Origin of the sequence: Peptostreptococcus porci (genome assembly GCF_009695815.1) — a bacterium.
GTDB classification, from domain to species: Bacteria; Bacillota; Clostridia; order Peptostreptococcales; family Peptostreptococcaceae; genus Peptostreptococcus; species Peptostreptococcus porci.
This window is the reverse complement of the sequence record NZ_VUNE01000001.1, coordinates 659,093-683,913: the sequence shown is the minus strand read 5'-3', so window position 1 is coordinate 683,913 and position 24,821 is coordinate 659,093. Positions and strand designations below refer to the sequence as shown.

The 24,821-nt window shown below is 33.0% G+C and carries 26 protein-coding genes; all 26 read right to left on the bottom strand.

The window, feature by feature from the left end:
* Positions 1-18 precede the first annotated feature (18 nt).
* A complete protein-coding gene (locus FYJ71_RS03065) occupies positions 19-858 on the bottom strand; it encodes a pyruvate, water dikinase regulatory protein (RefSeq protein WP_154537324.1) in 840 nt (279 codons plus the stop codon).
* 45 nt (positions 859-903) lie between these two features.
* Positions 904-1,542, bottom strand: a complete 639-nt coding sequence (locus tag FYJ71_RS03060; RefSeq protein ID WP_277087505.1) for a helix-turn-helix transcriptional regulator — start codon at positions 1,540-1,542, stop codon at positions 904-906.
* Positions 1,543-1,780: 238 nt separating this feature from the next.
* Positions 1,781-2,680 (bottom strand): class C sortase, encoded by a 900-nt coding sequence (locus tag FYJ71_RS03055; protein ID WP_154537323.1) that lies wholly within the window; start codon positions 2,678-2,680, stop codon positions 1,781-1,783.
* Positions 2,681-2,754: 74 nt separating this feature from the next.
* The gene (locus tag FYJ71_RS03050) at positions 2,755-3,672 is read right to left on the bottom strand and encodes a class C sortase (RefSeq protein ID WP_320640643.1); all 918 of its coding nucleotides are present in this window, start codon (positions 3,670-3,672) and stop codon (positions 2,755-2,757) included.
* A 6-nt stretch (positions 3,673-3,678) separates the two neighbouring features.
* Positions 3,679-4,551: a class C sortase gene (locus tag FYJ71_RS03045; protein WP_154537322.1), complete on the bottom strand. Its 873-nt coding sequence runs from the start codon at positions 4,549-4,551 to the stop codon at positions 3,679-3,681.
* A gap of 17 nt (positions 4,552-4,568) precedes the next feature.
* On the bottom strand, positions 4,569-5,549 hold the full coding sequence (locus FYJ71_RS03040) for a SpaA isopeptide-forming pilin-related protein (RefSeq protein WP_154537321.1): 981 nt from the start codon (positions 5,547-5,549) through the stop codon (positions 4,569-4,571).
* A gap of 462 nt (positions 5,550-6,011) precedes the next feature.
* Entirely contained in the window at positions 6,012-8,075 is a 2,064-nt protein-coding gene (gene glyS / locus FYJ71_RS03035) for a glycine--tRNA ligase subunit beta (RefSeq protein WP_154537320.1), read from the bottom strand.
* Positions 8,068-8,952, bottom strand: coding sequence for a glycine--tRNA ligase subunit alpha (gene glyQ, locus FYJ71_RS03030; RefSeq protein WP_154537319.1), 885 nt, complete (start codon positions 8,950-8,952; stop codon positions 8,068-8,070). Before glyQ ends, glyS begins: the two co-directional genes overlap by 8 nt.
* Before the next feature lie 85 nt (positions 8,953-9,037).
* Positions 9,038-9,619: a DUF4342 domain-containing protein gene (locus FYJ71_RS03025; protein WP_154537318.1), complete on the bottom strand. Its 582-nt coding sequence runs from the start codon at positions 9,617-9,619 to the stop codon at positions 9,038-9,040.
* Between the two features lie 15 nt (positions 9,620-9,634).
* Positions 9,635-10,372 (bottom strand): DNA repair protein RecO, encoded by a 738-nt coding sequence (gene recO / locus FYJ71_RS03020; protein WP_154537317.1) that lies wholly within the window; start codon positions 10,370-10,372, stop codon positions 9,635-9,637.
* 54 nt (positions 10,373-10,426) lie between these two features.
* Complete coding sequence (gene mgtE, locus FYJ71_RS03015; protein ID WP_154537316.1) at positions 10,427-11,800, bottom strand: magnesium transporter; 1,374 nt, start codon at positions 11,798-11,800, stop codon at positions 10,427-10,429.
* Between the two features lie 17 nt (positions 11,801-11,817).
* The gene (gene era / locus FYJ71_RS03010; protein ID WP_154537315.1) at positions 11,818-12,720 is read right to left on the bottom strand and encodes a GTPase Era; all 903 of its coding nucleotides are present in this window, start codon (positions 12,718-12,720) and stop codon (positions 11,818-11,820) included.
* A gap of 72 nt (positions 12,721-12,792) precedes the next feature.
* Complete coding sequence (locus FYJ71_RS03005) at positions 12,793-13,527, bottom strand: diacylglycerol kinase (protein WP_154537314.1); 735 nt, start codon at positions 13,525-13,527, stop codon at positions 12,793-12,795.
* Entirely contained in the window at positions 13,508-13,993 is a 486-nt protein-coding gene (ybeY, locus tag FYJ71_RS03000; protein ID WP_154537313.1) for an rRNA maturation RNase YbeY, read from the bottom strand. Before ybeY ends, FYJ71_RS03005 begins: the two co-directional genes overlap by 20 nt.
* A gap of 10 nt (positions 13,994-14,003) precedes the next feature.
* Positions 14,004-15,002 carry a PhoH family protein gene (locus FYJ71_RS02995; protein ID WP_154537312.1) on the bottom strand — a complete coding sequence of 333 codons (999 nt, stop codon included), beginning with the start codon at positions 15,000-15,002 and terminating at the stop codon, positions 14,004-14,006.
* 199 nt (positions 15,003-15,201) lie between these two features.
* Positions 15,202-15,753 (bottom strand): ribosome hibernation-promoting factor, HPF/YfiA family, encoded by a 552-nt coding sequence (hpf, locus tag FYJ71_RS02990; RefSeq protein ID WP_154537311.1) that lies wholly within the window; start codon positions 15,751-15,753, stop codon positions 15,202-15,204.
* A gap of 199 nt (positions 15,754-15,952) precedes the next feature.
* Positions 15,953-17,182, bottom strand: a complete 1,230-nt coding sequence (locus FYJ71_RS02985; protein ID WP_154537310.1) for a TDT family transporter — start codon at positions 17,180-17,182, stop codon at positions 15,953-15,955.
* 247 nt (positions 17,183-17,429) lie between these two features.
* The gene (locus FYJ71_RS02980; protein ID WP_091992501.1) at positions 17,430-17,873 is read right to left on the bottom strand and encodes a GatB/YqeY domain-containing protein; all 444 of its coding nucleotides are present in this window, start codon (positions 17,871-17,873) and stop codon (positions 17,430-17,432) included.
* Positions 17,874-17,894: 21 nt separating this feature from the next.
* Complete coding sequence (gene rpsU / locus FYJ71_RS02975; protein ID WP_002844447.1) at positions 17,895-18,074, bottom strand: 30S ribosomal protein S21; 180 nt, start codon at positions 18,072-18,074, stop codon at positions 17,895-17,897.
* A gap of 115 nt (positions 18,075-18,189) precedes the next feature.
* A complete protein-coding gene (locus FYJ71_RS02970) occupies positions 18,190-18,534 on the bottom strand; it encodes a histidine triad nucleotide-binding protein (RefSeq protein ID WP_154537309.1) in 345 nt (114 codons plus the stop codon).
* 24 nt (positions 18,535-18,558) lie between these two features.
* Positions 18,559-18,879: a putative heavy metal-binding protein gene (locus FYJ71_RS02965; protein WP_154537308.1), complete on the bottom strand. Its 321-nt coding sequence runs from the start codon at positions 18,877-18,879 to the stop codon at positions 18,559-18,561.
* A 149-nt stretch (positions 18,880-19,028) separates the two neighbouring features.
* Entirely contained in the window at positions 19,029-19,751 is a 723-nt protein-coding gene (locus tag FYJ71_RS02960; protein ID WP_154537307.1) for a CPBP family glutamic-type intramembrane protease, read from the bottom strand.
* 209 nt (positions 19,752-19,960) lie between these two features.
* On the bottom strand, positions 19,961-21,265 hold the full coding sequence (gene mtaB, locus FYJ71_RS02955) for a tRNA (N(6)-L-threonylcarbamoyladenosine(37)-C(2))-methylthiotransferase MtaB (protein WP_154537306.1): 1,305 nt from the start codon (positions 21,263-21,265) through the stop codon (positions 19,961-19,963).
* 30 nt (positions 21,266-21,295) lie between these two features.
* Complete coding sequence (locus tag FYJ71_RS02950; protein ID WP_154537305.1) at positions 21,296-22,084, bottom strand: 16S rRNA (uracil(1498)-N(3))-methyltransferase; 789 nt, start codon at positions 22,082-22,084, stop codon at positions 21,296-21,298.
* A 10-nt stretch (positions 22,085-22,094) separates the two neighbouring features.
* Entirely contained in the window at positions 22,095-23,039 is a 945-nt protein-coding gene (gene prmA, locus FYJ71_RS02945) for a 50S ribosomal protein L11 methyltransferase (protein ID WP_154537304.1), read from the bottom strand.
* 236 nt (positions 23,040-23,275) lie between these two features.
* Positions 23,276-24,577 (bottom strand): branched-chain amino acid transport system II carrier protein, encoded by a 1,302-nt coding sequence (gene brnQ, locus FYJ71_RS02940; RefSeq protein ID WP_154537303.1) that lies wholly within the window; start codon positions 24,575-24,577, stop codon positions 23,276-23,278.
* Positions 24,578-24,821 lie beyond the last annotated feature (244 nt).

The following is a 24,821-nucleotide window of genomic DNA, read 5'->3' as shown; positions in this document are numbered from 1 at the left end:
TCCTCCTGTAAAAATACACTAAATATCGTAATCTTTAATTATTGACATTCCATTTTCTTTTAAAATATCCAAAATTATTCCAGCAGTTTCCTCAATAGCTTTATTTGCTACATTTATCACTGGGCATTTCAGATTCTTCATAACCTCTTCGGAGTAGTCCAACTCTTCTAATATTCTATCTAACTTCGCATAATTTGCACTGCCCGAAAGTCCCATCGACTTCAATCTCTCTACTCTGATTGTGTTCAATTTTTCAGGTGAGTTCGTCAGACCTATTATTTTTCTAGGGTCGACATTTGCAAGCTCCTTTGGAATAGGAACTTCTGGAACCAATGGTACATTAGCAACCTTAATATGTTTGTTTGCCAAATACATACTCAACGGAGTCTTTGATGTTCTAGAAATACCTACCAAAACCAAGTCAGCTTTCAGTAGGCCCCTCGGATCCTTCCCATCATCATACTTTACGGCAAACTCAATCGCTTCCACTCTTTCAAAATATGACTTGTCCATCTTTCTGATTAGCCCCGCTTCTCTAAGCGGCTTTGAGTCCGATTTGGTACTCATTTTATGAATTATACTTGATAACAAATCGACACTCTCTATTCCATTTTCCATACAGTAGTCTCCAGAATAATTTGCCAATTCCTCACTTACCAAGCTATAAAGAACAAGAGCGTCATTTTTTTTCGCCTCATCCAAAACTTCCTTCAATAATTCAGTTGAATTTATAAACGGATATCTTCTAATATCCCATTCATCTTTATTTTCAAATTGAGAAATACAGGCTCTAGCTATAGTCCTAGCCGTTTCTCCAAGTGAATCTGATATGATAAAAATCATCATTTTTTTATTCATAATACCTCCATTTCGTTAACATCTATATTTATCTTTTTAATTTGACTATTTATCCATTAATTCTAAAAAAAGTCTTGTAATAGATGTTTTTGAAATTTTTCCTACTATCTTCATCTTGTGAATATCTCCGTCTTCATACCTAACGACAGGTAAACTATCGACTTCTCTAGTAACCAGCATCCTAGCTGCATCGCCAATCGAATTGTCTTCCAAAACTGTCGCAATATTTGGCATTCTAGTCATAGCCAATCCAATCGGATCATTTTTTATATCCTTGTTACCCATTGTAGCCTTTAACAAATCTTTTCTAGACACAACTCCACAAAGGTAATCATCATCATCGATAATAAATACTCCACCGGAATCCTCTAAAAAAATATTAACTATAACATCATAAACTGTATCACTCTGCCTCGCAGTCAAAGGAACTCCCATTACATCAGAAACCTTCAATTGTTTAAAAGATGTGCTTTCATTCGAAAAATTACCTTCTCCGACATAAAAATATCCCACCTTTGGTCTGGCATCTAAAATTCCTGTCATAGTCAAGACCACTAGATCGGACCTCAAAGTCGCTCTGGTTACATTTAATTTATCAGCTATTCTTTCTCCTGTAATCGGCTCATTCGACTTGACGATATCAATAATTTTCAATTGTCTATCATTCAGTTGAATATTAATCACCTACTTTCAAATATAATATACAACTTCTTCTAAATGTGATATACCATTTCTATATAGTATATTATAATACTAAGTTTCATTTAAATCAATAGTATAAATAAAAATAATACATATTTATTTATTGTATATAATTCAAAGTCAATTTTACGTTGATTCTTTATAAAAATACTTCTTTACAACAAAAAACCGCAGATAAATCGACATCTGCGGTAAAATAACCTCAAAATTAAATAAATGGTTATACACTCCTATTCAAAAGAATTTTTTTAAATTTTAGTATTACAAAGAAAAGAAATATCCATCCAGCCAAAGTAACAATATATATAGAAATCTCAGTTACCTGAACTGTTCTATTTTTTGAAGTCGCTTTTATTATTTTAGTATCAGATTTATTCCCAGCTCTTGATAGAATCTCTTTTTCAACCCTAGTACAATTGACCAAAAGTCTATACGGACTCGGGGGTCTTTTAGGATGACATGAAAGCAACGTCAATATATCCTTGTCTTCAATCGGCTTTAATCGTTCCCACTCGGAAGGTCTGATAATTTCTGTATTGTCAACCTCATACTCCAAAATATCGCCTTGTCTATTGATATATACCTTATCTCCTTTTTTAAGCTCTCCAAGATTTAGTAGCATCACATCTCTGTACCAGCCTCTATGACCTGCAATAACACTTCTAGTACCGATACCTCCAACAGGAAGAGATGTTCCATCTATCTGAGCAACTCCATTTGCAAGATGATCATATGTGGCATCTAGTCTTATCGGTTTTTTTACATTAATGGCAGGAATCACAAGATAAGCAAAAATTTTGTCTGGATTCTTTTTATAAAAGTCATACTCCACCTTATATCCATCAGCAATAAATGGATCTACAATATTCTGATCATTATCCATGACCTTTTTATTGTAGCTTTCAATTCCACTCTTTTCATCTTCATCTAAGGTCTGTCTTTTGCTATCTTCAATATATGCCTCATATTCTCCATTTGATTTTATATTGTTTATGGTTAATGAAGTAAATGCAGAAAGTGGCAGCAGTATCCCTATAATAATCAATATATATCCGAGTATTATTTTGAATCTCTTTTTACTTATTTTGTATTTGGGCTTTTCCTCTTGTTTTTTTATCATATTTATATATCAACCCCATTCAACTTCTAGAATAACGCTATCGGTTTATAACTTTATTTAGAATTCTTTTTTATTTAACATTCTTTTTTTATATTTTCTTTTTTCTTTTTTCTACGTTTTTTTATATATCTATACACAAGGTAAAATAAAATTAATAAGCATAGCACAATCAACAATAGCTTAAGAATTCTATAAAACAGGGCTTCTGCCTCAGCCTTTTTATGCTCACTAGCAACATACGGTATCCTGTGTCCTCTTACAAGTAGTCTATGTGAATTTATCATATACGGAGTACACGTCAATAACGTACAAAAATCGTCACCCTTTGTCACCAGAACTGGTTCAAAATTGCTCGGCTCTACAGTCAAGATTCTATCAACTTTATATGCCAAAGTTTTTTCTATATTATGGACATAAAATACATCCCCTTTTTCCAATTTGTCCAGATTGGTAAATAACTGTGCTGTTGGTAATCCCCTATGTGCTGTAATAACAGTATGAGTACCTTTGCCACCGATCGGAAGAGACGTTCCCTCCAAATGCCCAGCCCCTTTTTGCAAAACTTCTTCTGACGTACCAGCATAAATGGGTAAATCTTGGTCTATCTTTGGTATTTCAATATGACCTATTTTTTCTTTAACCTCTAACATTCTAGCATATTCAGCAATACCTGCCTTTTGCTTTGAAGAAAATGCATCCACCATTTTGCTAGGATCAAGTGTCGTATTATACGCTTGAGCCAATTGAATCTTTTTCTTTATCTCAGCAGTTGGAAATTCCTCCTTTGCCTTTTCAAATTCTTGGACCTGAAAATTCGATTCGACCCTATAATACAGCTTTGAAACCAACGGATACATCAGTATTAAAAATCCAAAAAGGAACATTAAAACAAAAATCGTATTTTTCTTTTTATCCGAATATTTACCTTTTGATCCATTACCTCTACTCACGTTTGTTTTTTTTTCGTTTGTTTTTCTTTTTAATTCATCCACTTATTTTCACCTTACACTATTTTGTTTTTTTCGTTTACGAAATTTTCTCCATATCCATAAAATAAGCATTAATATTACAAGTAATACAGCAAAGCACTTTGCATAAAAAATCAAATCGTTCTTTTTCTTTTGCTCGTCATTTTTATTTGGAACATAAGGGATTCTATGTCCTCTTACTAAAAGACGATGAGTGTTGATCATTATCGGAGTACAAGTCAACAACGTCGCATAATCCCTTCCTTTTACTACAAGCAAGTCATCAAAATCAGAAGGTAGGACTGTAATTATTTGGTCGACTTTATACGCCATCGTGTATGATATATTATGAATATAAAATTCGTCGCCTATTTTTATTTTATTCAAATCTGAAAATAACTTTGCAGTAGGCAATCCAGAGTGAGCAGTTATAACAGTATGTGTATTTTTACCACCAACTGGTAAAGACGTTCCTTCCAGATGACCTGCCCCTTTTTGCAAAATATCTTCTGTCGTTCCCGCATAAATAGGAATATCTACATCTATTTTGGGAACTTCAATATGACCTATTTTTTCTTTAACTTCTAACATTCTAGCATATTCCTTGACACCCTCACTCTGTTTCTTCTTATCATAGGGATCGTCAGGAACATTGCTATTCAACGAAGAATTATATGCTCGTGCCAACTCAATTCTTTTATTTACTTCATCATCAGTTAAAGCTTTTTTCGCCTTTTCAAAATCCTCAACTTGAAAATTTGACTCTACTCGATAATACAATCTTGATACTTGAGGGTATAATAAAACAAGTAGCCCCACTATGAAAATCATAATAAAGGGCAACTGGCTTTTTTTCTTATTTTTTTTTCTAGGTTTTTTTTTATTCTTTAAAATATCTGACATTCAATCCTCCATTCGCACTAGATAAATTGTTTATCGTCACGGACTAATCTATACCCCAATAAGCACAGAACAGAACCACCTACAGTTAACAGGATTAGCATGACATCACCTGTTTTCGGAATTGTTATGGTACCACTTGATGATCTGTTTTTGGAGATACTGTCACCACTACCACCATCTGTGTTATTTCTGTTAAAAATGGAGTTAAACTTGTTTTCAATTTTTAATACATCACTAATACCCGACTTGCTATTTACCACAAATTTAATCGATTTTGACAATGGCAGGTAACCATTTGGAGATTTTGTCTCCCACAAATAATATGTTCCATAAGGAAGATCGCTGACGAAAAATTCGCCCTTGTCATTTGATGTTACGATATAATCCTTTGAATCTCTTTGAACAGCACTATAGTATCCTCCTATATTTTTCATAACTTTAAATGAAGCACCTTGCAGAGGAGTTTGAGCTCTATCATTCGCAACCTTCAAGAATTTATAGCCACCATGGTTTTCTATAGGTGGTGGTGAATAAAGCTTTGGTTTGATATCAGTTACTGTACTATCAAATGATACATTTATAATAAATGATGAAAGTATTCTTTTTTCGCCTACATTCAATAATTCTCTAACATAATAGCTACCACTTTTATCGAAATTTATTTTTATGATTCCATCGCTAGATATAGCATTTGTAATGATTGAAGCTCCATACTTTTTATACTCATCATCTAATTTTTCTGTAGAATAATTTTCAAGAGATTTTACCAATGAAACCTTGTCATTTTCATCAGTAATTTTATCTGATACTCTCCAAATCTGTAGCTTTCTACCCACTAAATTTTTTCCGCTTTCAGAATTCAAATACATTGATGTATCGAGTTTTATTTCTCTCATGCTTTCAGCATAGGAATGAGATTGAACAAATACTGCTCCTAGAACCAGTACAAATGCCATCACCCTTTTTATTCTATTAATTTTTACTTTGTTAATTTTCATTTTCATACCTCGGAATTTATAAATAAAATACAATTTTTAATTGAATGCACCTATATAAATATAAACAGAACAATGCTCCTAAAAACATTGTCTCACAAATTTACCTAAACTAATAAATACACGCAAAACATATACTTATATTATACATTTGAAGCATATATTAATCAATAGATTTTATAATTTTTTTATTTTCACTTGATTTCGATATATTATTTATATATTATTTATATATTATTTATATATTAATTTCAAATAACATTACATATTTTTATAAAACACTCAATAATCAAACACACAATAGTAAAACACTTGATATCAAATATGAGATATTGAAAATACAATGTTAAATAAAAATCGCCATATTCAATATATTAATACATGAAATATGGCGATAATTTTAAGCTAACTTAAATAATATTATTAAATAGTGTCGTTTTTTTAAAACACAAAATACTTATAACTTTATTTGTACACAATCTTTGAAAGATCGCATATTTTTAACATTGAGTTATATATAGACTTCAATAAGGCTAGTCTATTATTTCTAACACTCTCATTTTCATCCATGACCATAACGCTATCAAAGAAAGTATCTATGCTAGACTTTAATCCTGCAAATCTGTCGAGAGCTTTAGTATATTCTTTTTGTGCCATAAATATATCAATATCCTTGTCGACATCAATAAATGCACTATATAAAACTTTTTCAGATTCATCTTTTAATAACTCCGCTGAAACTTTGTCATTTTCAGCCTTTTCAGCCAATGTAGAAACTCTATTAAATGCTACCAGCATATCAGTTAGAGAATCTCTATCTATCCATTTATTGATAGACTCTGCTCTAGTAAACAAATCTAGTATATTCTTTTCATCAATTGACAGAACTGCATCTATAACATCGTATCTTATACCGAAATCTTTAAACATATTTGCCATTCTATCGTTAAAGAACGATAATATTTCAGCAGTTACTTTTTCTTTATCAAAACTTATGCCCTTATATTCATCCAATGCTTTTCCAACTAACTTTGCCAAATCTAAATTGATATTGTTTTTGATTAGTATAGTCAGTATTCCCAAACACTGTCTTCTTAGCGCAAATGGATCTGCAGAACCCGTTGGTTGAATTCCCAATGCAAAAAATCCTGAAATTGTATCGATCTTATCCAAAATAGAAAGCACTGAGCCTTCAATAGAATTCGGAACGATATCCCCACTAAATCTTGGAAGGTAATGTTCAAAAATTGCTTTTGAAACGAGCTGTTCCTCTCCGTCTATTTTTGAATACTCCATACCCATATATCCTTGTAGCTCATCAAATTCAAATACCATGCTAGTTACCAAATCAGCCTTGCATAGGAATGCAGCTCTCTGTAACGCATCATTATTTAATTCAAAATCGACTTCTATTTTTTTTGCCAAATTGTAAATTCTATCAGATTTATCCAACAATGTTCCTAGCTTTTCTTGGAATACTACGTCACTTAATTTAGCTCTATAGTGCTCCAATCTATTTCTAGTATCCTCTCTAAAGAAGAACAATGCATCGGCAAGTCTTGCTTCCAAAACTTTTTCATTCCCCTTCTTTACGTTTTCTATCATATAATCATTACCATTTCTAACAGCAATAAAGTTTGGCATTAGGTTTTCATTTTCATCCAAAACAGGGAAATATCTCTGATGTGCCTTCATAGGTGTTTTTACAACTTCCTTTGGAAGAGAAATGTATTCTTTGTCAAATTCTCCATAAAATGCAGTTGGATACTCTACTATGTAAGTTACTTCATCCAAAAGATCCTCATCCATATCAACTTTTCCATTTATGCTTTTTGCAACTTCGTTAATCTGTTCAAGAATCAATGACTTTCTTTCAGCTTGATCCAATATAACATAGTTTTCCCTTAATTTTTTCAAATAGTCGTCTAATCCACTTACCTCAATCGATTTCTTGCCCAAAAATCTATGACCTACTGTAATGTTTGAAGCGATAATACCTTCTAAATCAACTGGAACAACCTCGTCATTCAACATAGTAACCAGCCATCTTATAGGTCTTACAAATCTCATGTTTTTTCCGCCCCAACGCATTGACTTTGGAAATACAACTGATTTTACTATTTCAGGCAGTACTTCCATTAAAACAGACTTTGTATCCACTCCAACTTCTTTAATAGTCGCAAAAAGATACTCATCGTCACCAATATTTTTGAAGTATACATCAGCTTCTGACAATCCCTTTCCACGCATAAAGCCCAACGCCGCTTTTGAAAAATTACCATCTGCATCAAGCGAAATCTTTTTGGAAGGCCCCTTTACTTCTTCTTCAAAATCAGTTTGCTTCAACGCAATATCATCGACAACCAAAACAAGTCTTCTAGGCGTCGCAAATGTATTTATTTTTCCAAAACTAACTCTTTTTTCACTCAGTAGTTTTGTTAAATTGTCCTTCAACTGATCAAGCGTCGATTCAACGAATCTTGAAGGCATCTCTTCTATCCCTATTTCATATAATAGATAATTACTCATTTACTTCACCTGCCTTTAATAGTGGGAATCCAAGCTCTTCCCTCTGTTTGATGTATGTTTCTGCAATTAGCTTTGCAAGATTACGTATCTTACCTATGAACGCAGCTCTCTGACTTACAGCTATCGCACCTCTAGCATCCAAAGTGTTAAAAATGTGTGAGCATTTCAAAATGTTATCATAGCAAGGAATTACTAGACCAAGATCAGCTATTCTTATCGCCTCTGCTTCGTACATATCGAACATTTTAAATAGCATTTCGTAATCACATTCATCAAAGGCATATCTTGAATTCTCATATTCCTGTTTTTTGAATACTTCTCCATATGTGATAGTGTCGTTCCATTTCAAATCGTAAACACTGTCAACATCCTGAATGTACATGGCTATTCGCTCAAGTCCATAAGTAATTTCACCGGTTTCCAGCTCACACTCTATGTTTCCTACCTGTTGGAAATATGTGAACTGAGTAATTTCCATTCCATCCAACCATACTTCCCAACCAAGTCCCCAGGCTCCGATTGTTGCTGCTTCCCAGTTATCTTCAACAAATCGAATATCATGCTCATCAGGGTTGATGCCAATCGCTCTCAAAGACTCTAAATACAAATCCTGAATATCATCTGGAGACGGTTTTAAGATAACCTGGAACTGATGATGTTGATATAATCTATTTGGATTTTCCCCATATCTCCCATCTGCAGGTCTTCTTGAAGGTTCAACATAGCATACACTCCATGGCTCTGGTCCCAAGGATCTCAAAAACGTATTTGGATTCATTGTTCCAGCGCCTTTCTCAACATCATACGGTTGCGTCATGATACATCCATGCTTTGCCCAGAAATTCTGTAAAGCCAAAATCATGTCTTGAAAATTCATAAAATTCCTCCCAATAAAGTTATATTTTAAATAATAATCGGTAAAAATACCGATTATTATTTAATGTTTCAGATTTAGTTATTTATTACTTTTCATCTTTTTGATCTTCGTCTATCAGTTCCTCAGTAATATCACTTGATGTTTCATCCTTTTCATCTTCTTCAGGCTTGAAACCAGATTTGATGTCGTTGAAAGAATTCACAAACATTTCTTTCAATATCTCTATCTTTTCATGGTTCAATGTGCCCAAGTCTACTTCATCATTGCTCTTTTCGTCAACTATCTTAACTGAGTATTTTGCCAATACTGCTGCTGACAATCCAAATAGTGCAAATAGAGGCATTGCCGCAACACCAATTACACCTACAGTCAATGGTAAATTCAAAATACTCTTACCTTCTTTTTCAACCTTGACCCTAATTACATTACTCTTTCTAATCAATTCAGACAACTGATCTTTTAGCTTTTCTCCTTCATGACTGATTTTTTCCTCAAAATCTTCAAATTTTTCATCATCAAATGGGTCAATGTATTTTTCTTCAATAAAGATTATTGCTTCTAAAACATCTCCATTAGTCTTTTCTAATGCCTCTTTAGCTTCTTTATACGTAGCAAATGGCACTCTCTCTAGTACCGCATCTACCTTTTCTATTGATATTGTAGTCATAGTATTACCTCCTCACTATTTTAACAAATCCAAAGGCAAAAAATTTACATTTTCAAAATGTGCAACTAGATACCGCTTCAATAGGAAAAAAAGTTCCTTGACTAAAATCGGCGAAACTTTTGCCTTGTTACAATCTATTATATCATTATTTAGTATATATTGCATGAGTTCTATAGTAGTTTTATCAAGTTTGACAAAATTTTTTTCAAAATCACTACAATTTCCACAAATTACGCCACCTTTTTCCAATGAAAAATATGAATATGACGGAAATTTTTTCCCACATGAAACACAATTATTCAAATCCGGTCTATATCCCATATAATCTATGAATTTCAATAAGAAAATATCTAGCAGAAACATTCTATCCTCGACCTGCTCCGAAAATAGAAACAGAGTTTTTACAAATAACTCAAACAGCCTATTATTCGTCTGACCTTCAACGATATTATTTTCAACAAGTTTCGCTATAAAGCTAGTGTATGCGTAGCTCTCTAAATCTTGACTTATGTTATAAAAGCTTTTAATAGACTCTCCCTGACTGAGTGTAAACATATCCTTTTGTTTTTTTAAAACATAATTATTGTAAGAAAAAATCTGAGAAACCGACAAAAATCTACTTCTTTGTCTCTGTGCACCTTTTGCCAAAACCGATGCCTTGCCATATTTCCTAGAAAATATAGTTAATATCAAATCATTATCATTAAATTTTATTGTTCTCAATACTACTCCTTGAGTATTTAGAATTATCATATCTATTCTCCTAAAAAATTTCCCTCCTATCATCAAGGAGGGAAAGCAGTATTATTAAAGGATTATCGAAATCAGTAATAAATAAACGAACATCCCAATTATATCCATACAAACAGTCACTATCGGAGAAGAAATCACCGATGGGTCGGACTCCATTTTTTCCAAGATCATCGGAATCAATGTTCCAAATGTGGCTCCTAGTATTATATTTATCAGAGTGGCAATTGAAACTATCATAGTGATACCTGCATTACCTACAAATAGTGAAACTATTATCGCAACAATAATTGCAACGACTATACCATTTATAATACTACTGATTACCTCTTTTTGAATAGTAGCAAAATCCACATCACTGTCCTTGCTTGTTAAGTTGATTATTGTAACAGCAGAGGCTTGTGAGCTAGCGTTTCCACCCATAGCAATAACAATCGGTGCAAAGAAAATTAATTTATACATCTCTGTATTCATCAACTCCTTGAAGTTCATAAATATATACACAGTTGCAAATGAAAAGATTGCAGTTATTATCAACCAAAGAACTCTACCTCTTACGCAAGATAAAATTTGCTCTCTCAAAGTTGATTTTTCATTTTCAGCCACATCTCTCTCATGCTCGTTACTTCCAGCGAATTTATACATATCCTCTGTAGCTTCTTCTTCCATTACATCAAGTATGTCATCGACAGTGATTATACCTTTTAGTATGCCTTCGCTATCCACAACAGGTATCGCCACTAGATTATATTTGGAAACAAGCTTTACAGCTTCTTCTCTATCATCGTTATCACCTACGGATTTGACATTTTCTACCATTATATCTTCAACGATTGCAGAATCTCTTTCCAAAAATAAATCTCTAAGTGATAAGACTCCAACTAGCTTCTTTTCATTGTCGATTACATATATGTAATAAATAGAATCCGCATCGACAGCTTCAGCTCTAATATGCCTAATGGCTTGAGCTACGTTTAAATTTTTGTTAACAGTAACATACCCCTTCTTCATCGTAGAGCCTGAAGTTTCATCTAAATAAGCAAGTAATTCTCTTAATTCATCCTCATCTTCCTTGCTGACAAGATCCAAAATCTTCTCTCTTTCATCATCTTCCAATTCTCTCAAAATGTCAGACAAATCACCCAACGACATTTCGTCAAAAATACTCCTAGCGTGTTGTTCATCAATCATGGACACAATACTAGTGAAAAACTCAACATCACACTCCTCCAAAATCGAAGCAGCCGTATCAAGTGGAAGTATTTCAAATAGTTTTACCTTGTCGACTTCATCCAACTCAAGTAAAACATCATAAATGTCCATCTTGTGATATTCTTCAAGCATTTCTCTCAACTCAATGAGCTTATTTTCGTCCATCATTTCTTTTACATCGTTAAACAACTCTCGCGACGAGTCCTGTTTTTTGTCCATATTACCACCTTTTTAAACTAATCCCTATTTTCATTTAAACCAAAATTGTTAATATAATTGTGTGAATTTCTCCAATTTTCTTTGACCTTCACCCAAAGTTGCAAATTTACTTTTATTCCTAAAAGCAACTCTATTTCTTCTCTGGCAGACTTTCCAATACCTTTTAGCTTTCTACCATTTTTCCCGATGATTATACCTTTATGTGAATCTCTCTCACAATAAATAACTGCTGAAATATCGATAATATCGTTTGATTTTCTTGTTTTCATTTTTTCTATTTCAACGGCTACACCATGAGGAACTTCATCATTCAAGTACATCAATACTTTCTCTCTTATCAGCTCTGAGACCAAAACCCTTTCAGGCTGGTCAGTCACCATGTAATCTGGAAAATATTTTGGTCCTTCTTTTAAATTAGACTTTATTACGTCAACAAGTCGACTTACATTCGATCCTTTAAGCGCTGATGTAGGAACAATCTGCTCAAAGACCTCTAAATCGTCATACATCTTTATCAAGTCAAACAGCTCTTCCTTATCGGCAAACTTATCAACTTTGTTTATAACTAAAAAAACTGGTGTCTTTGTCTTTCTTAGATTTTCGATTATCATCGAATCCCCTTTTCCAATTTTCTTAGAATCATCAACTACGAAAATAATACAATCGACATTTTTGAATGCATCCTCCGCAGATTTTACCATCATTTCCCCAAGTTTATTCTTAGGTTTGTGAATACCTGGAGTGTCCAAAAAAACAATTTGGCAATCTTCGTCGGTAAAAACAGCTTGAATGGTATTTCTTGTAGTTTGTGGTTTATCGCTCATAATAGCGATTTTTTCTCCGACAATGCTGTTCATCAACGTTGATTTTCCAACATTTGGTCTACCTACAATACTCACAAATCCAGATTTAAATTCCATATATTTCTCCTAACTTATACTATATCTCAGTATATTATATCACAACTAATAAATACAGTAAACATATTGATATTAATAGAAAAGTCCCAACTGGAATACGACTATTGCTATTAATACGCCGAGCATCGCTCCTGCCATAGTCTCCCAAAATGTATGTATTTTACCTTCTATCCTACTCTGTGCAACCAGCACTGCCATAAGATAAGATAGGGATGATGGCTCTACTCTTTCAGTCATTAGAGTTATAGATGTTGCCAACGCAAATGCCAATGCAGAATGACCACTAGGCATTCCACCCTTCAATGGTGTTCCAGTAAATGTAATCGTCTTTACAACAACAACGGCTATAAGAACGATAACTATACATATTAGAGTTACGTGTAGCTCGGACTCTCTTATCCTAAAAACTAGATTTCCTGTCAGAGAGGTCAATTTGTTGTAAAAAAGTATATATGCAACTACGACAGAATACAGAGCCGACACCAAAACCGCCCCTGCAGCTACGTCTTTGGCAATCTTTGCAAGAATGTTATATTCAGATGTTATCAAGTCAACAGTTTTCTCAACAGCAGTGTTTATCATTTCCGTAACCACAACAAGCGTTATTGCACCTAACAATAGAATAAATTCAATCTTTGAAAAATTAAAAAATAAACTTGCCATCAATACCCCAAAAGAAGAAAAATAATGAAACTTCATATTTCTTTCACTTCTAAATGTGTACATTATTCCTTCAATAGCAGCATTTACAGATTTCACAAAGCTTTGCTTTCTCTTGTTTTTCTTTTTATTTTCTCTCTTGCTCATATTTTTGACCTCTAGTTATTCCCAGGGAATCCAATACATTTTTTTCCTTTGTGTGCATTTCCTCTGCCTCATCCTCCTGCATATGATCATATCCCAGAAGATGGAACATACTATGACATACTAGGAAACATATTTCTCTTTCAAAGCTATGGTCGTATTCTATTGCTTGCTGTTCGGCTCTATCAACAGAAATCACAATGTCACCCAAAGAATATTCTTCATATTCAATTTCAAAATCGTCATCGCTCAGCATTGGAAAAGACAAAACGTCCGTAACCTTATCTATATTTCTAAAATCTCTATTCAAGTTTTTTATTTCATCATTTGTGACAAAAGAAAGGCTTACTTCATAATCATCTGAATAATCCTCATACTCCAAGCATGCAACTATTACTTTTTCAATTTTTTTCAATAAATCTTCACTGATTTCCTTATCATCCTGTCTATTATCTAAAATAATCTTCATCAAAGTTCACCTATCTTCCCCTTTTACTTTTGTCCGATTTATTTTCTTTATATTCCATTTTCTTATCGTGCTTTGCATAAGCTTTGATAATTCTCTGTACTAACTCATGTCTGACAACATCCTTTTCAGTCAATTCCTTGTATCCGATTCCTTTTACTCCTTCAAGTATTTTTATAGCTTGCACCAATCCACTTTGCTTATTTCTCGGTAGATCTGTTTGAGTTATATCGCCAGTTACAACTGCTTTGGAGCCAAATCCTAGTCTCGTCAAAAACATTTTCATCTGCTCTGGTGTCGTGTTCTGGGCTTCATCTAAGATAATAAATGCATTATCGAGAGTTCTACCTCTCATAAATGCCAATGGAGCAACTTCTATAGTACCTCTTTCCAAAAACTTGTTAAATTTGTCGGGTCCAAACATATCAAATAAGGCATCATACAAGGGTCTTAGGTATGGATCCACCTTATCCTTCATATCACCAGGCAAAAATCCCAACGATTCGCCAGCCTCAACAGCCGGTCTAGTAAGAATTATTCTCGTCACTTCATCTTGTTTAAATGCCTTCACTGCCATGGCAACTGCCAAATATGTCTTTCCTGTACCTGCGGGTCCAATCCCAAATGTAATATCATTGTTTTCAATAATACTGACATACTCTTTTTGACCATGTGTTTTTGGCTGGACAGGATTTCCTTTTTTTGTAATCACAATAGTACCTTCAAGTTCCTTCATTCTGTCTTCACTACCAGAAAACATCAAATCTATAGTATACAGGATTTGTTGGCGGTCGATAGATTTACCACTTTGAACTATATCATGAAGCTCCTCCATCAATCTCATTGCCATTTCAAGATTTTTTTCTTCACCTATTAAGATAACCTTTCCCTCTCTCAATATTACATCTATACTTAAATTCTTTTCAATAAGCTTTACATTTTCGTCAAAATTTCCAAATAGCTCCCTTTCAAATTTTGGTTCATATATCTGAAATTGCTTTTGTGTAATCAAATTATCCACTCCTTTTTTTTATAAAAACTGTATGTTTTAATTATATCATAAATTCTATTAACCATAGTTCGTTTTGTTAAAATTATTTATTCCACGTAAGGAAAAGAGGTTGCGCATTTCTGCTACAACCTCTAAAATACTGTGAGACAATTATATTATAATTATCTCTATATATAAACCCTCTAAGGATTCAAATTTATCAATCCTGCTCAATTATACCATAGCCACCATCGCCTCTTCTATAAACCAGACAAACCTCAAATGTATCTTGATCTTTGAATAGGAAGAAGTCATGCCCCAACAAATTCATCTGCAAAACCGCCTCTTCTGGACTCATCGGTCTAAGATTAAATCTCTTTCTTCTCTCAAATACCAATTCATTTTCCTCTGGAAGCACGTCAATCTCCTCTTCAACCAATTCATTAAACTGCTCGAATCTTATGGTATCATTTCCTGTAGTTCTCGATTTGAATTTATTTTTATATTTTACTATCTGCCTATTAAGCTTATCGCAAACAATATCGATAGCAGAATATAAGTCTTCCTGGACATCTTCGGCTCTGACAATATGACCATTAATACTATCCAGAGTAACCTCCACTTTTTGCTTTTCTTTCTTATTTGCACTTACTGTAACTCTTAATTCAGCATCGTCGTTAAGTAACTTTTCAAGCTTGCTAAATTTTTTTTCGATGTATCCTGTAATACCCTCTGTAAGTTTTATTTTTTTACCAGATATAGCTATCTTCATAAAAACATCTCCCTTCGGTATCAATTCTTGATACTAATTTTGTTACTTATAATATACTATGATTTAATTTATATTAAAAGTCTTTTAATAATATTTTTTTTATGATAAAATAATGTGTAGGGTGATTTTTACACCCTACACATTATTCCAGTAACTGGTTAGGATTCAGTTCCTACCAGATATTTTTTATCCTTTTAATCTAGTCAATCAAGCTAGAAAATTTGTCCATTTCTTCTTCGTCAAAAACCTTTTTTTCTTTTTTATTAACTTGATTTTCCATTTCACGCTTACTTGTTTCTCGAATTTTTCTAGAAGACCTCGATCTTACATCTTTCTTCTCAGGCTTATCATTTTTTTCAGAATCAGATACACTATTTCGTCTTTTTTCTCTAGACAATTTTCTTTCTTTTGCTTTATTATTTGAAGAAAATATATCAGATATCGAAAATCTATTAATAGCGGCACTATTGTGGTTTGAATTTGTCAAATTCAAATGTGTTCCTTCAGTAGACGGATCGTCCAATACGTTTATTAGATATGCCAACAATACAATTGAACATATGATAAATACAACTACATACTCTACATCCAACAAATACTGGAAAAAAACATAGTTTAGCTTCTTGGAAATGAACAAGTCATTTGCAACTGAGGTCGCATACAATGTGATTGCACTACTAACAGTATAGCATGACCATCCAGGATAGAAGCCATTAAACACCTGTAGCAAACTATTTATTAAAACTACAACGAAAATTATTTGTAACAGAATCGTCATCCACAGCACCGTACTAGAGCTAACTTTTTCAGAGACAAATATATACGCAGGTATAATAATTCCTAATGGCACACTAATTAATGAAAACAATGGCTTATAAGCATTTTTTACCTTTTGTCGCTTAACAAAAATCGAAATAAGTATCGGAATTGCCAAAACCACACTAACAAAAATAATAAAGCTCAGTGTAGCTTTCCCAAAAACTATCATTCCGAAATCTCTACAGGTTATTGCTCCAATTCCAAGTCCTGTGTACACCAAAAACCAAGACGGAGTTACATTATTAAGGTTAAAGTTGACAACATACCTAATAGTAAAGATAACGAGTATTATGCTATGAAGTATTACTCCAACTACCCAAATATAAATATTTGCCTGTCCAAATACGCCCTTCATCCAAATTGATATCATCATCAACGCCATTGTGATAGACGTGAATAGCGACATTCCAACGGATGTCTTAAAGCTTTCAATTATCTTCTTCGGGTTCAACAACAGACTTGCAAATGTCAGTACAATAAGTATCAATGATGCCACCATACACAAGTCGCTCAAAAAAGTATTAACCCCTTGAAATACATTTCCTAAAATTACCCAGCCAAGAGCTAGTGATGTTATTGGCGTAGGTATTTTGGATGTAAAATCTTTCAAAAATATCACCTCTCGAATAATCTATTTTATATAGTTTTTTACAAAATACAAAAAAACACTCAAAATTGAGTAAAAACCACTTTGTGCTAATATATTTTAACATAAATATAAAATACTTGCAAATATCACAATATCAATATCATTGTATACTTTCGATAATTTACTATTTCAAGATTTAATTTCAGTTAATAATTTCAATTTTACATAAATAAAATCCCTACACCATCAAGTAGCATAGGGATTTCATTTATACAAAATTCTTTTTCACAAGTTCATTTATCTTTCTGCCATCAGCACGACCAGCAGTTTTAGGCTTAATACTAGCCATGATCTTACCCATATCCTTCATTGAAGTGGCTCCAACTTCGGCGATGGTTTCAATCACAATTTTTTCTAATTCTTCTTCGCTTAATTGTTGAGGTAGGTATTCTTTTAAAACTTGTATTTCAGATTTTGTTTCTTCAACTAGATCTTCTCTGCCAGCTTTTTCAAATTCAATTAGAGAATCATTTCTTTGTTTAAGTTGTTTTGAAATAATATCTATTATTTCAGCATCACCTAACTCGACACGATTATCTACTTCATATTGCTTGATAGCAGCTCTAACCAAAGTAATTACTGACTTTCTTAAAGTATCCTTATTTTTCATAGAAGACTTTAAATCTTCTTGCAGTTTTTCTTTAAGGGACATCCCCTTCACCTCTTCTTATTACTATCTTTTAGCGTTTTTTCTTCTAGCGGCTTCTGCCTTTTTCTTACGCTTAACACTAGGTTTGTCATAGTGTTCTCTTTTTCTAACTTCTGACATTATGCCAGACATAGCACACTGTCTCTTAAATCTTCTAAGCGCACTATCCAATGATTCGTTCTCTCTTACTCTTACTTCTGACATCTGTTTCACCTCCCTACAACTAGCGATTTATTAACCTAAAATAAATTAGTTTAATACCATAATATTATAATCTATTTTTTTAGATTAATCAATAGTTTTTGTAAATAATCAGTGATTAGTCTGTAACAAGTTTTGTCAGCTTTTTTCCAGCCAAAACGTGGTAATGAATATGAGGAACCTCCTGTCCACCATCTTTTCCACAGTTATTTATAATCCTATATCCATCCACAGCAAAACCCTCTTTATCTGAAATTTTTCTTATTGCAGCATGAATATCGGCAATTATCGACATCTCATCAAATGGAATGTCTTCCAAGCTGACATAGTGTTTCTTTGGAACAACTAAAATATGAACAGGAGCAACTGGGTTCACATCTCTAAAAGCAGCAACCTTCTCGTCCTCGTATACCAAATCTGTCGGAATTTCTCCATTGGCTAATTTACAAAATATACAATCCATAAATAAGCATCTCCTCTCGCTATCTTATCTTAATTTCACAGCAGTACCAGAACATGTAACCATCAACATAGCATTGTCAGCTCCCAATACCTCGTAATCCATTTTTACACCGATTACAGCATCAGCACCCATGCTTCTAGCTCTGTCTTCCATTTCCTTTAAAGCATTTTCTCTCGCTACCAAAAGCTCATCTTCATAGCCCTGACTTCTTCCACCGAAGAAATTTCTAAGACCTGCACCAATATCTTTTAAAATATTAATTCCAGATACAACTTCTCCGAATACTATTCCCTTGTATTCAGCTACTTCTCTTCCCTCAATACTGTTTGTAGTTGTTATTATCATAATAATCCTCCTCAAAACCATATACATCCAGAACATTCTAAGATCCAATGCCATTTCGATGTTTTACATACGTCATTTAACTAAAATAGTAAAACAAAATATGGCATTATGTTTCCTACTACTATTATATAACCTTTTTCATATCTTTTCTACAAAAAGTATGAAATAATACCCAGCCCTATTATGTCAGCAATCGTATGCGAAAATGTAAATAAAAATAAATTGTCTTTTTTAAATTTAGTGTATAGCGTATAATATATTATACCTAACACCAAGCATATACCAAGTGCTGGAAAAATCCCTTGATATGTATGAAAAGAAAATCTTATCAGCAGTGAAAATAAGAAATAATATTTTCTATGCTCTGGTTTTACTGCAAGACAAATACCTATAAAATATATTTCTTCGTAAAAGCCATTCAAAAAAGCATACAATACAGATGATAATGAAATTATATCAAGTATGCTAAAATCACTATTCGGTGACTGTGCACCCGCTGACGAACCTACTTCACTAAAGTGAAAATAAGTAAGAGAAAATAAATCCATAACTAATGCCACTAGGATAAAAATCAACACTGCACTAAATATCGTCTTTATATTGATTTCAAATTTCCACTGTGAAAAATCAAAATTTCTCAGTTTCAAATAGATAAAGACTAAAACCAACAATGAACCCTGAACCAGCATTGCATAGTAATTCTGAGCCGAAGTTATTTCCTCCATTTGAATTATCGACTTTGAGCCTGTAGCCAAAAAAGCTTCAGTCGAAGAAACTATTGCAGAGTAAAACAAAATAAACGTAATAATCAAAATATCCCACACTTTTAACTCTCTCAATTTCTCTCTGTTTTTTCCAAATAATACTCCCATAATATTATCCCCCTTGATTGTTTGTTAATAACTAATTAATATTATATTTAATATATTAAACGTAAACAATAAAGATTTTCTTAATATTTATTAATTTTTTATTAAAATATGTGAATATTTTTTGTTTTTATTAATATTCAATTGTTTTTAGAATTTAATTATTGTCAGTATTTCACTTCTTTGTTCGAATTCTTTGTTTGAATTTTTTGTTAATATTTGGAAATCAATTCGCCTATGCAGTAATCATCCATAATGTCTAATATTCTTATGTTGACAAATTCTCCCCTTATGTCGTGTTCTGACTTTACCTTTATTCTGATATAATTATCTGTTAATCCTTCATAATATCCATCGTTGTCCAATTCTTCGACAAGTATTCTCAATTCTCTATCTTTAAATTTTTCTACAAAATGTCTGAAATTTTTTGTGCATAAGCTCAACAATACACCACTCCTAAAGTTTTTGGTTTGAGAATCAATCTGATTTTCCATTATAGAAGCAGGTGTACCTTTTCTCGGAGAATATTTAAAAATATGAGTATGCATCAATTTTAATTCCTTCAAAAATCCTAAAGTCTCTAAAAACTCCTCATTGCTCTCACCAGGAAATCCGACAATCACATCAGTTGTTATCGAAACATCTGAAATTCTATCTCTCAATATTTCAACGATTCTTTTATATTCTTCAGCACTATATCTCCTGTTCATTCTCTGCAAAACTCCATCACTTCCACTTTGCAATGAAAGATGAAAATGTGGGGCTAGTTTTTCCATGCTACAGATTTCGGAAATAAATTCATTGGTAAATAATTTCGGTTCTACTGAGCTAAGTCTTATCCTCTCTATTCCATCAATATTATGAACAGCCTTCAACACTGTCAATATGTCACTACCATCTCTCAAATCTTTTCCATAGGATGCTACATGGATTCCCGTTAAGACAACCTCCTTGAACCCATTTTTTGATAAATTCTCTATTTCTTCAACTATTTCATCCATTTTTCTCGATCTTATTCTTCCTCTTGCATACGGTATTATGCAGTAGGTACAATATCTATCGCATCCATCTTGAATCTTGATAAAGGCCCTGGTCCTTCCATTTGTCTGGCTAATTTCAATCGATTCAAAATTTTTTACTTTCATTATGTCATCGACAGTACTTACCTTTGAATCGACGGTCAACTTGCCGATATTTTCTACAATCGCCTTTCTGTCATTTGTTCCCATCACTAAATTAACTTCTTCTATATCTAATATTTCCTCTGGAGAAACTTGGGAATAACATCCTACTACAGCAATTATTGCATTCGGATTTTTCTTTTTCATTCTTCTTATATACTGTCTCGACTTTCTGTCGGACATATGAGTAACCGTGCATGTATTTATAACATATACATCAGCGTATTCTTCACTATTGACACTTATATATCCATTTTTTTCAAATAGCTCTGTCATCGCTTCAGTTTCGTATTGATTCACCTTGCAACCCAAAGTGTAAAACGCAACTTTTTTCAATATATTTCCTCCTAATAACAATTTTTATTTCTAAACTCTACCCAAATCGCCAAACTCGTATTGTACGATGGCTGTAGCAACAATAGACGCAGTTTCAGTCCTAAATATCCTAGGTCCCATTTTTACAGATTTCGCTCCATTCTCTCTAATTAAAAGATTTTCCTTTTCGGTAAATCCTCCCTCCGGTCCGATAAAAATACCGATTTTAGGCTTTACATGAGGGTCTAATTTGCTCTCAATAACACTTAATACATTATCACTTCTCAAAACCTCTTTTATTCCCGATGAGTTTTCATCTTCGTATGGAGAAATATTAAGGTCATTATTTTTCATATCTTCTAGAGCATCCTTAAATGATATAACCCCTTTCAATTTCGGTATAACTCCTCTTTTACATTGCTTTGCTGATTCATAGACAATCCTTTCCCATCTCTCAAGCTTCTTATCACTCTTCTTTTCATCGATGTTTACCACCGATCTATCCGTATTAACCAAAATTATCTCTGAAACTCCGCTCTCAGTAAGCTTCTGTAAAATAATTTCCATCTTTGTATTTTTGGGCAAACCCTGATATAGCCTAATTTCAATATCGCTCTCTCTGCGAAGCTCATTCTTTTCTACAATATCCAACGAGATATTATCCTTGTTAATTTCAAGTATCTCACAAATAAACTCGTTATCTGCTCCATCACATACTTCTAATCTATCTCCTACCTTATATCTAAGGACCTTTGAAATATGTTTTACATCCTCACCTATTATTGTCATTGAATTATTTTCAAAATCTATCCATTCCTTTTTCACAAAAAATCTATCCATAATATCTCCGTTACTTGGCAATTACACAAGACCATTCGCCTTTTTTGATAACATCCACAACTTCAAATCCATTGTCCTTCAAATTTTCCAATACTTCATCTACCTTTGCCAAAATAATGCCTGATGAAATAAAAATCCCGTCATCTTTCAACAATTTTCTGACATCTCCTGACATCTTCATTATTATGTCTGCAATAATATTTGCGACAACAATATCTGCTTTCGCACCTTCTTCAATTTTATCTGTCATATTACCAGCTATTGCTGTCATAATATCCTGCACATTGTTTTTCTGAATATTTTCATTTGCTACTTTTACAGCCATTTCATCAATGTCAATCCCGACAACCTTTTTGGCACCTAGTTTTGATGCTACTATTCCAAGAATTCCACTTCCACATCCTATGTCGAATACCGTCGATTTTTCCGAAACGTATTTTTCCAAATTTTCAATACACATACTTGTTGTTTCATGATTACCAGTTCCAAACGCCATACCTGGATCCATATGAATAACCAAATCACCCTCAGATGGGCAATATTCTTCCCATTCCGGCTTTATTACTATTCTATCTCCTATTTTGGTAGGCTTGTAGTACTTTTTCCAATTATTCGCCCAGTCCTCTTCATTTACATTGTCTGTAAAAATCTCGCCTGCACCAATATCTATTCCAAAATTTCTCAGCTCAGATATTCTAATTTTTATCGATTCAATAAAAGTAACCACATCATTTTCTTCTGAAATATATGTTTTTATATACACATTTTCATCATCAGTATTAAAAACATCTTCCTCAATATAATCCCAATCGTACTCATGAGCCTTTTGAAATAAAAAATCCTTTGGATCTTCAATCATTGCCCCCTGTGCCCCATTTTCAAAAAGAATATTTGTTATTGCCTCTACTGCCTCTGTAGTTGTTTTTATCTTTATTTCCACCCAATTATTACTCATAAATTTCTCCTCTGTAAACTATCTGATCACATTTTTATGTTCAATTAATTCTATCATAAAATAGGTTCTCCTACAATATTCTTCATTATAAGGCAATTTATAGAAATTTATGCCATCAAACAGTAGTATCTGTATACCACACCATAAGAGATTTAAAATATAATTTTCTATAAAAAAGAGACAGAATCTATTTTTATAATAGAATCTGCCTCAAAAATATTTTCTAATTGTAATTATTAGGCGTTCTTTGATGGTATAAATCTACCAATTATTCCTGCAATCAAAACAGGTATTGCCCAGAAGAATCCAATATTACCACCTGGTAGCTTATCAAGTGTAGCAGCAAAATTAGCTAAAGCTGTCACGTTTGCGAAAGCCTTGATTCCAGGAAGTGTATGTAACACACCTAGTATAACAGCAACCCATATTGCACACTTAAACACATTATTATTCTTAATTTTGTCATTAATCATTCCAAGGAAGATAAATGCAACAACCGCTGGATAAATCATACCAAGAATTGGAGCTGCAATTGCGATTATCTTATCAACACCAAAGTTTGATACAACTGCTGAAAATACACAAACAACAACTACGATTACTTCATATTTTAATTTTCCTTTTGTCAACTGGCTGAAGTAATTTCCACAAGATGAAGATAGTCCAATAGCTGTTGTCAAACAAGCAAGTGCAACAATTATCGCAAGTATAACCTTACCAGTTCCACCAAGGATACCTTCTGTAATTGAAACTATCAATGCTGTTCTTTCCACAGTATTGTCATATATAGGAGATACTGTTGCTCCAAGGTAAGTCAATCCACCGTATACAAATGCCATACCTATAACAGCAACTATACCTGCAACTATTGTAGCCTTAACCATTACTTTTCTTTCTGTATATCCTTTTTGTCTAATAGAGCTTATTACGATTCCAGCAAATATACATGAAGCCATGGCATCCATTGTCTGATATCCTTCATTGATACCATTAACAGCCAAATTATCAACCAAAGTTCTTTCCAAAGGCTGTCCAAGAGGACTTACAACACCCTTAATAATCAATACAGCCAAACATATCAAAAGTGCAGGAGTCAGAAATGCACCAACTATATCAACAACCTTTGATGGCTTTATTGTAAGAACTAGTACTATAGCGAAGAATATAATTGCAAAAATGATTGGGCTTAAACCTGTTCCTATTGTAGGCTTAATACCTATTTCGTAAGTAGTAGCTGCAGTTCTCGGAATTGCAAGGAATGGTCCGATACATAAAATCATTAAACTACCGATTAGGACACCGATAAATCTCCCCGCTCTTGTAAATAATGCTTCCATGTCACCATCAGTTCTAGTAAGAGCAATAACACCAAGCAATGCCAAACCACCATCAGCAAATAGGAATGCAGCAAACGATGTAAACCACTTAGTACCTGAAACTACACCAAGTAATGGTGGGAAGATCAAGTTACCTGCTCCGAAGAACATTGCGAATAACGCAAAACCGATTACTAATGAGTCTTTAAATTTAACCTTCATTATTTTTCCTCCTCTTAAATTAAATAATTAATTATTTCTCTTTTAGTATACATTTAATTATCTGTAATGTCAAACAATTCTTTATATTCCTAATTTTATTAGTTTCGCAATTTGTTAATAAAACTGCAACAAATTAAGAAAACGTTTTATTATTTCTTATTTTCGGTGTTTTTTTGAAAAACCATTTTCAAAAAACAATAAAATAGAGATATAATAGTTTTGTTACTAAAATACCTCTATTTTT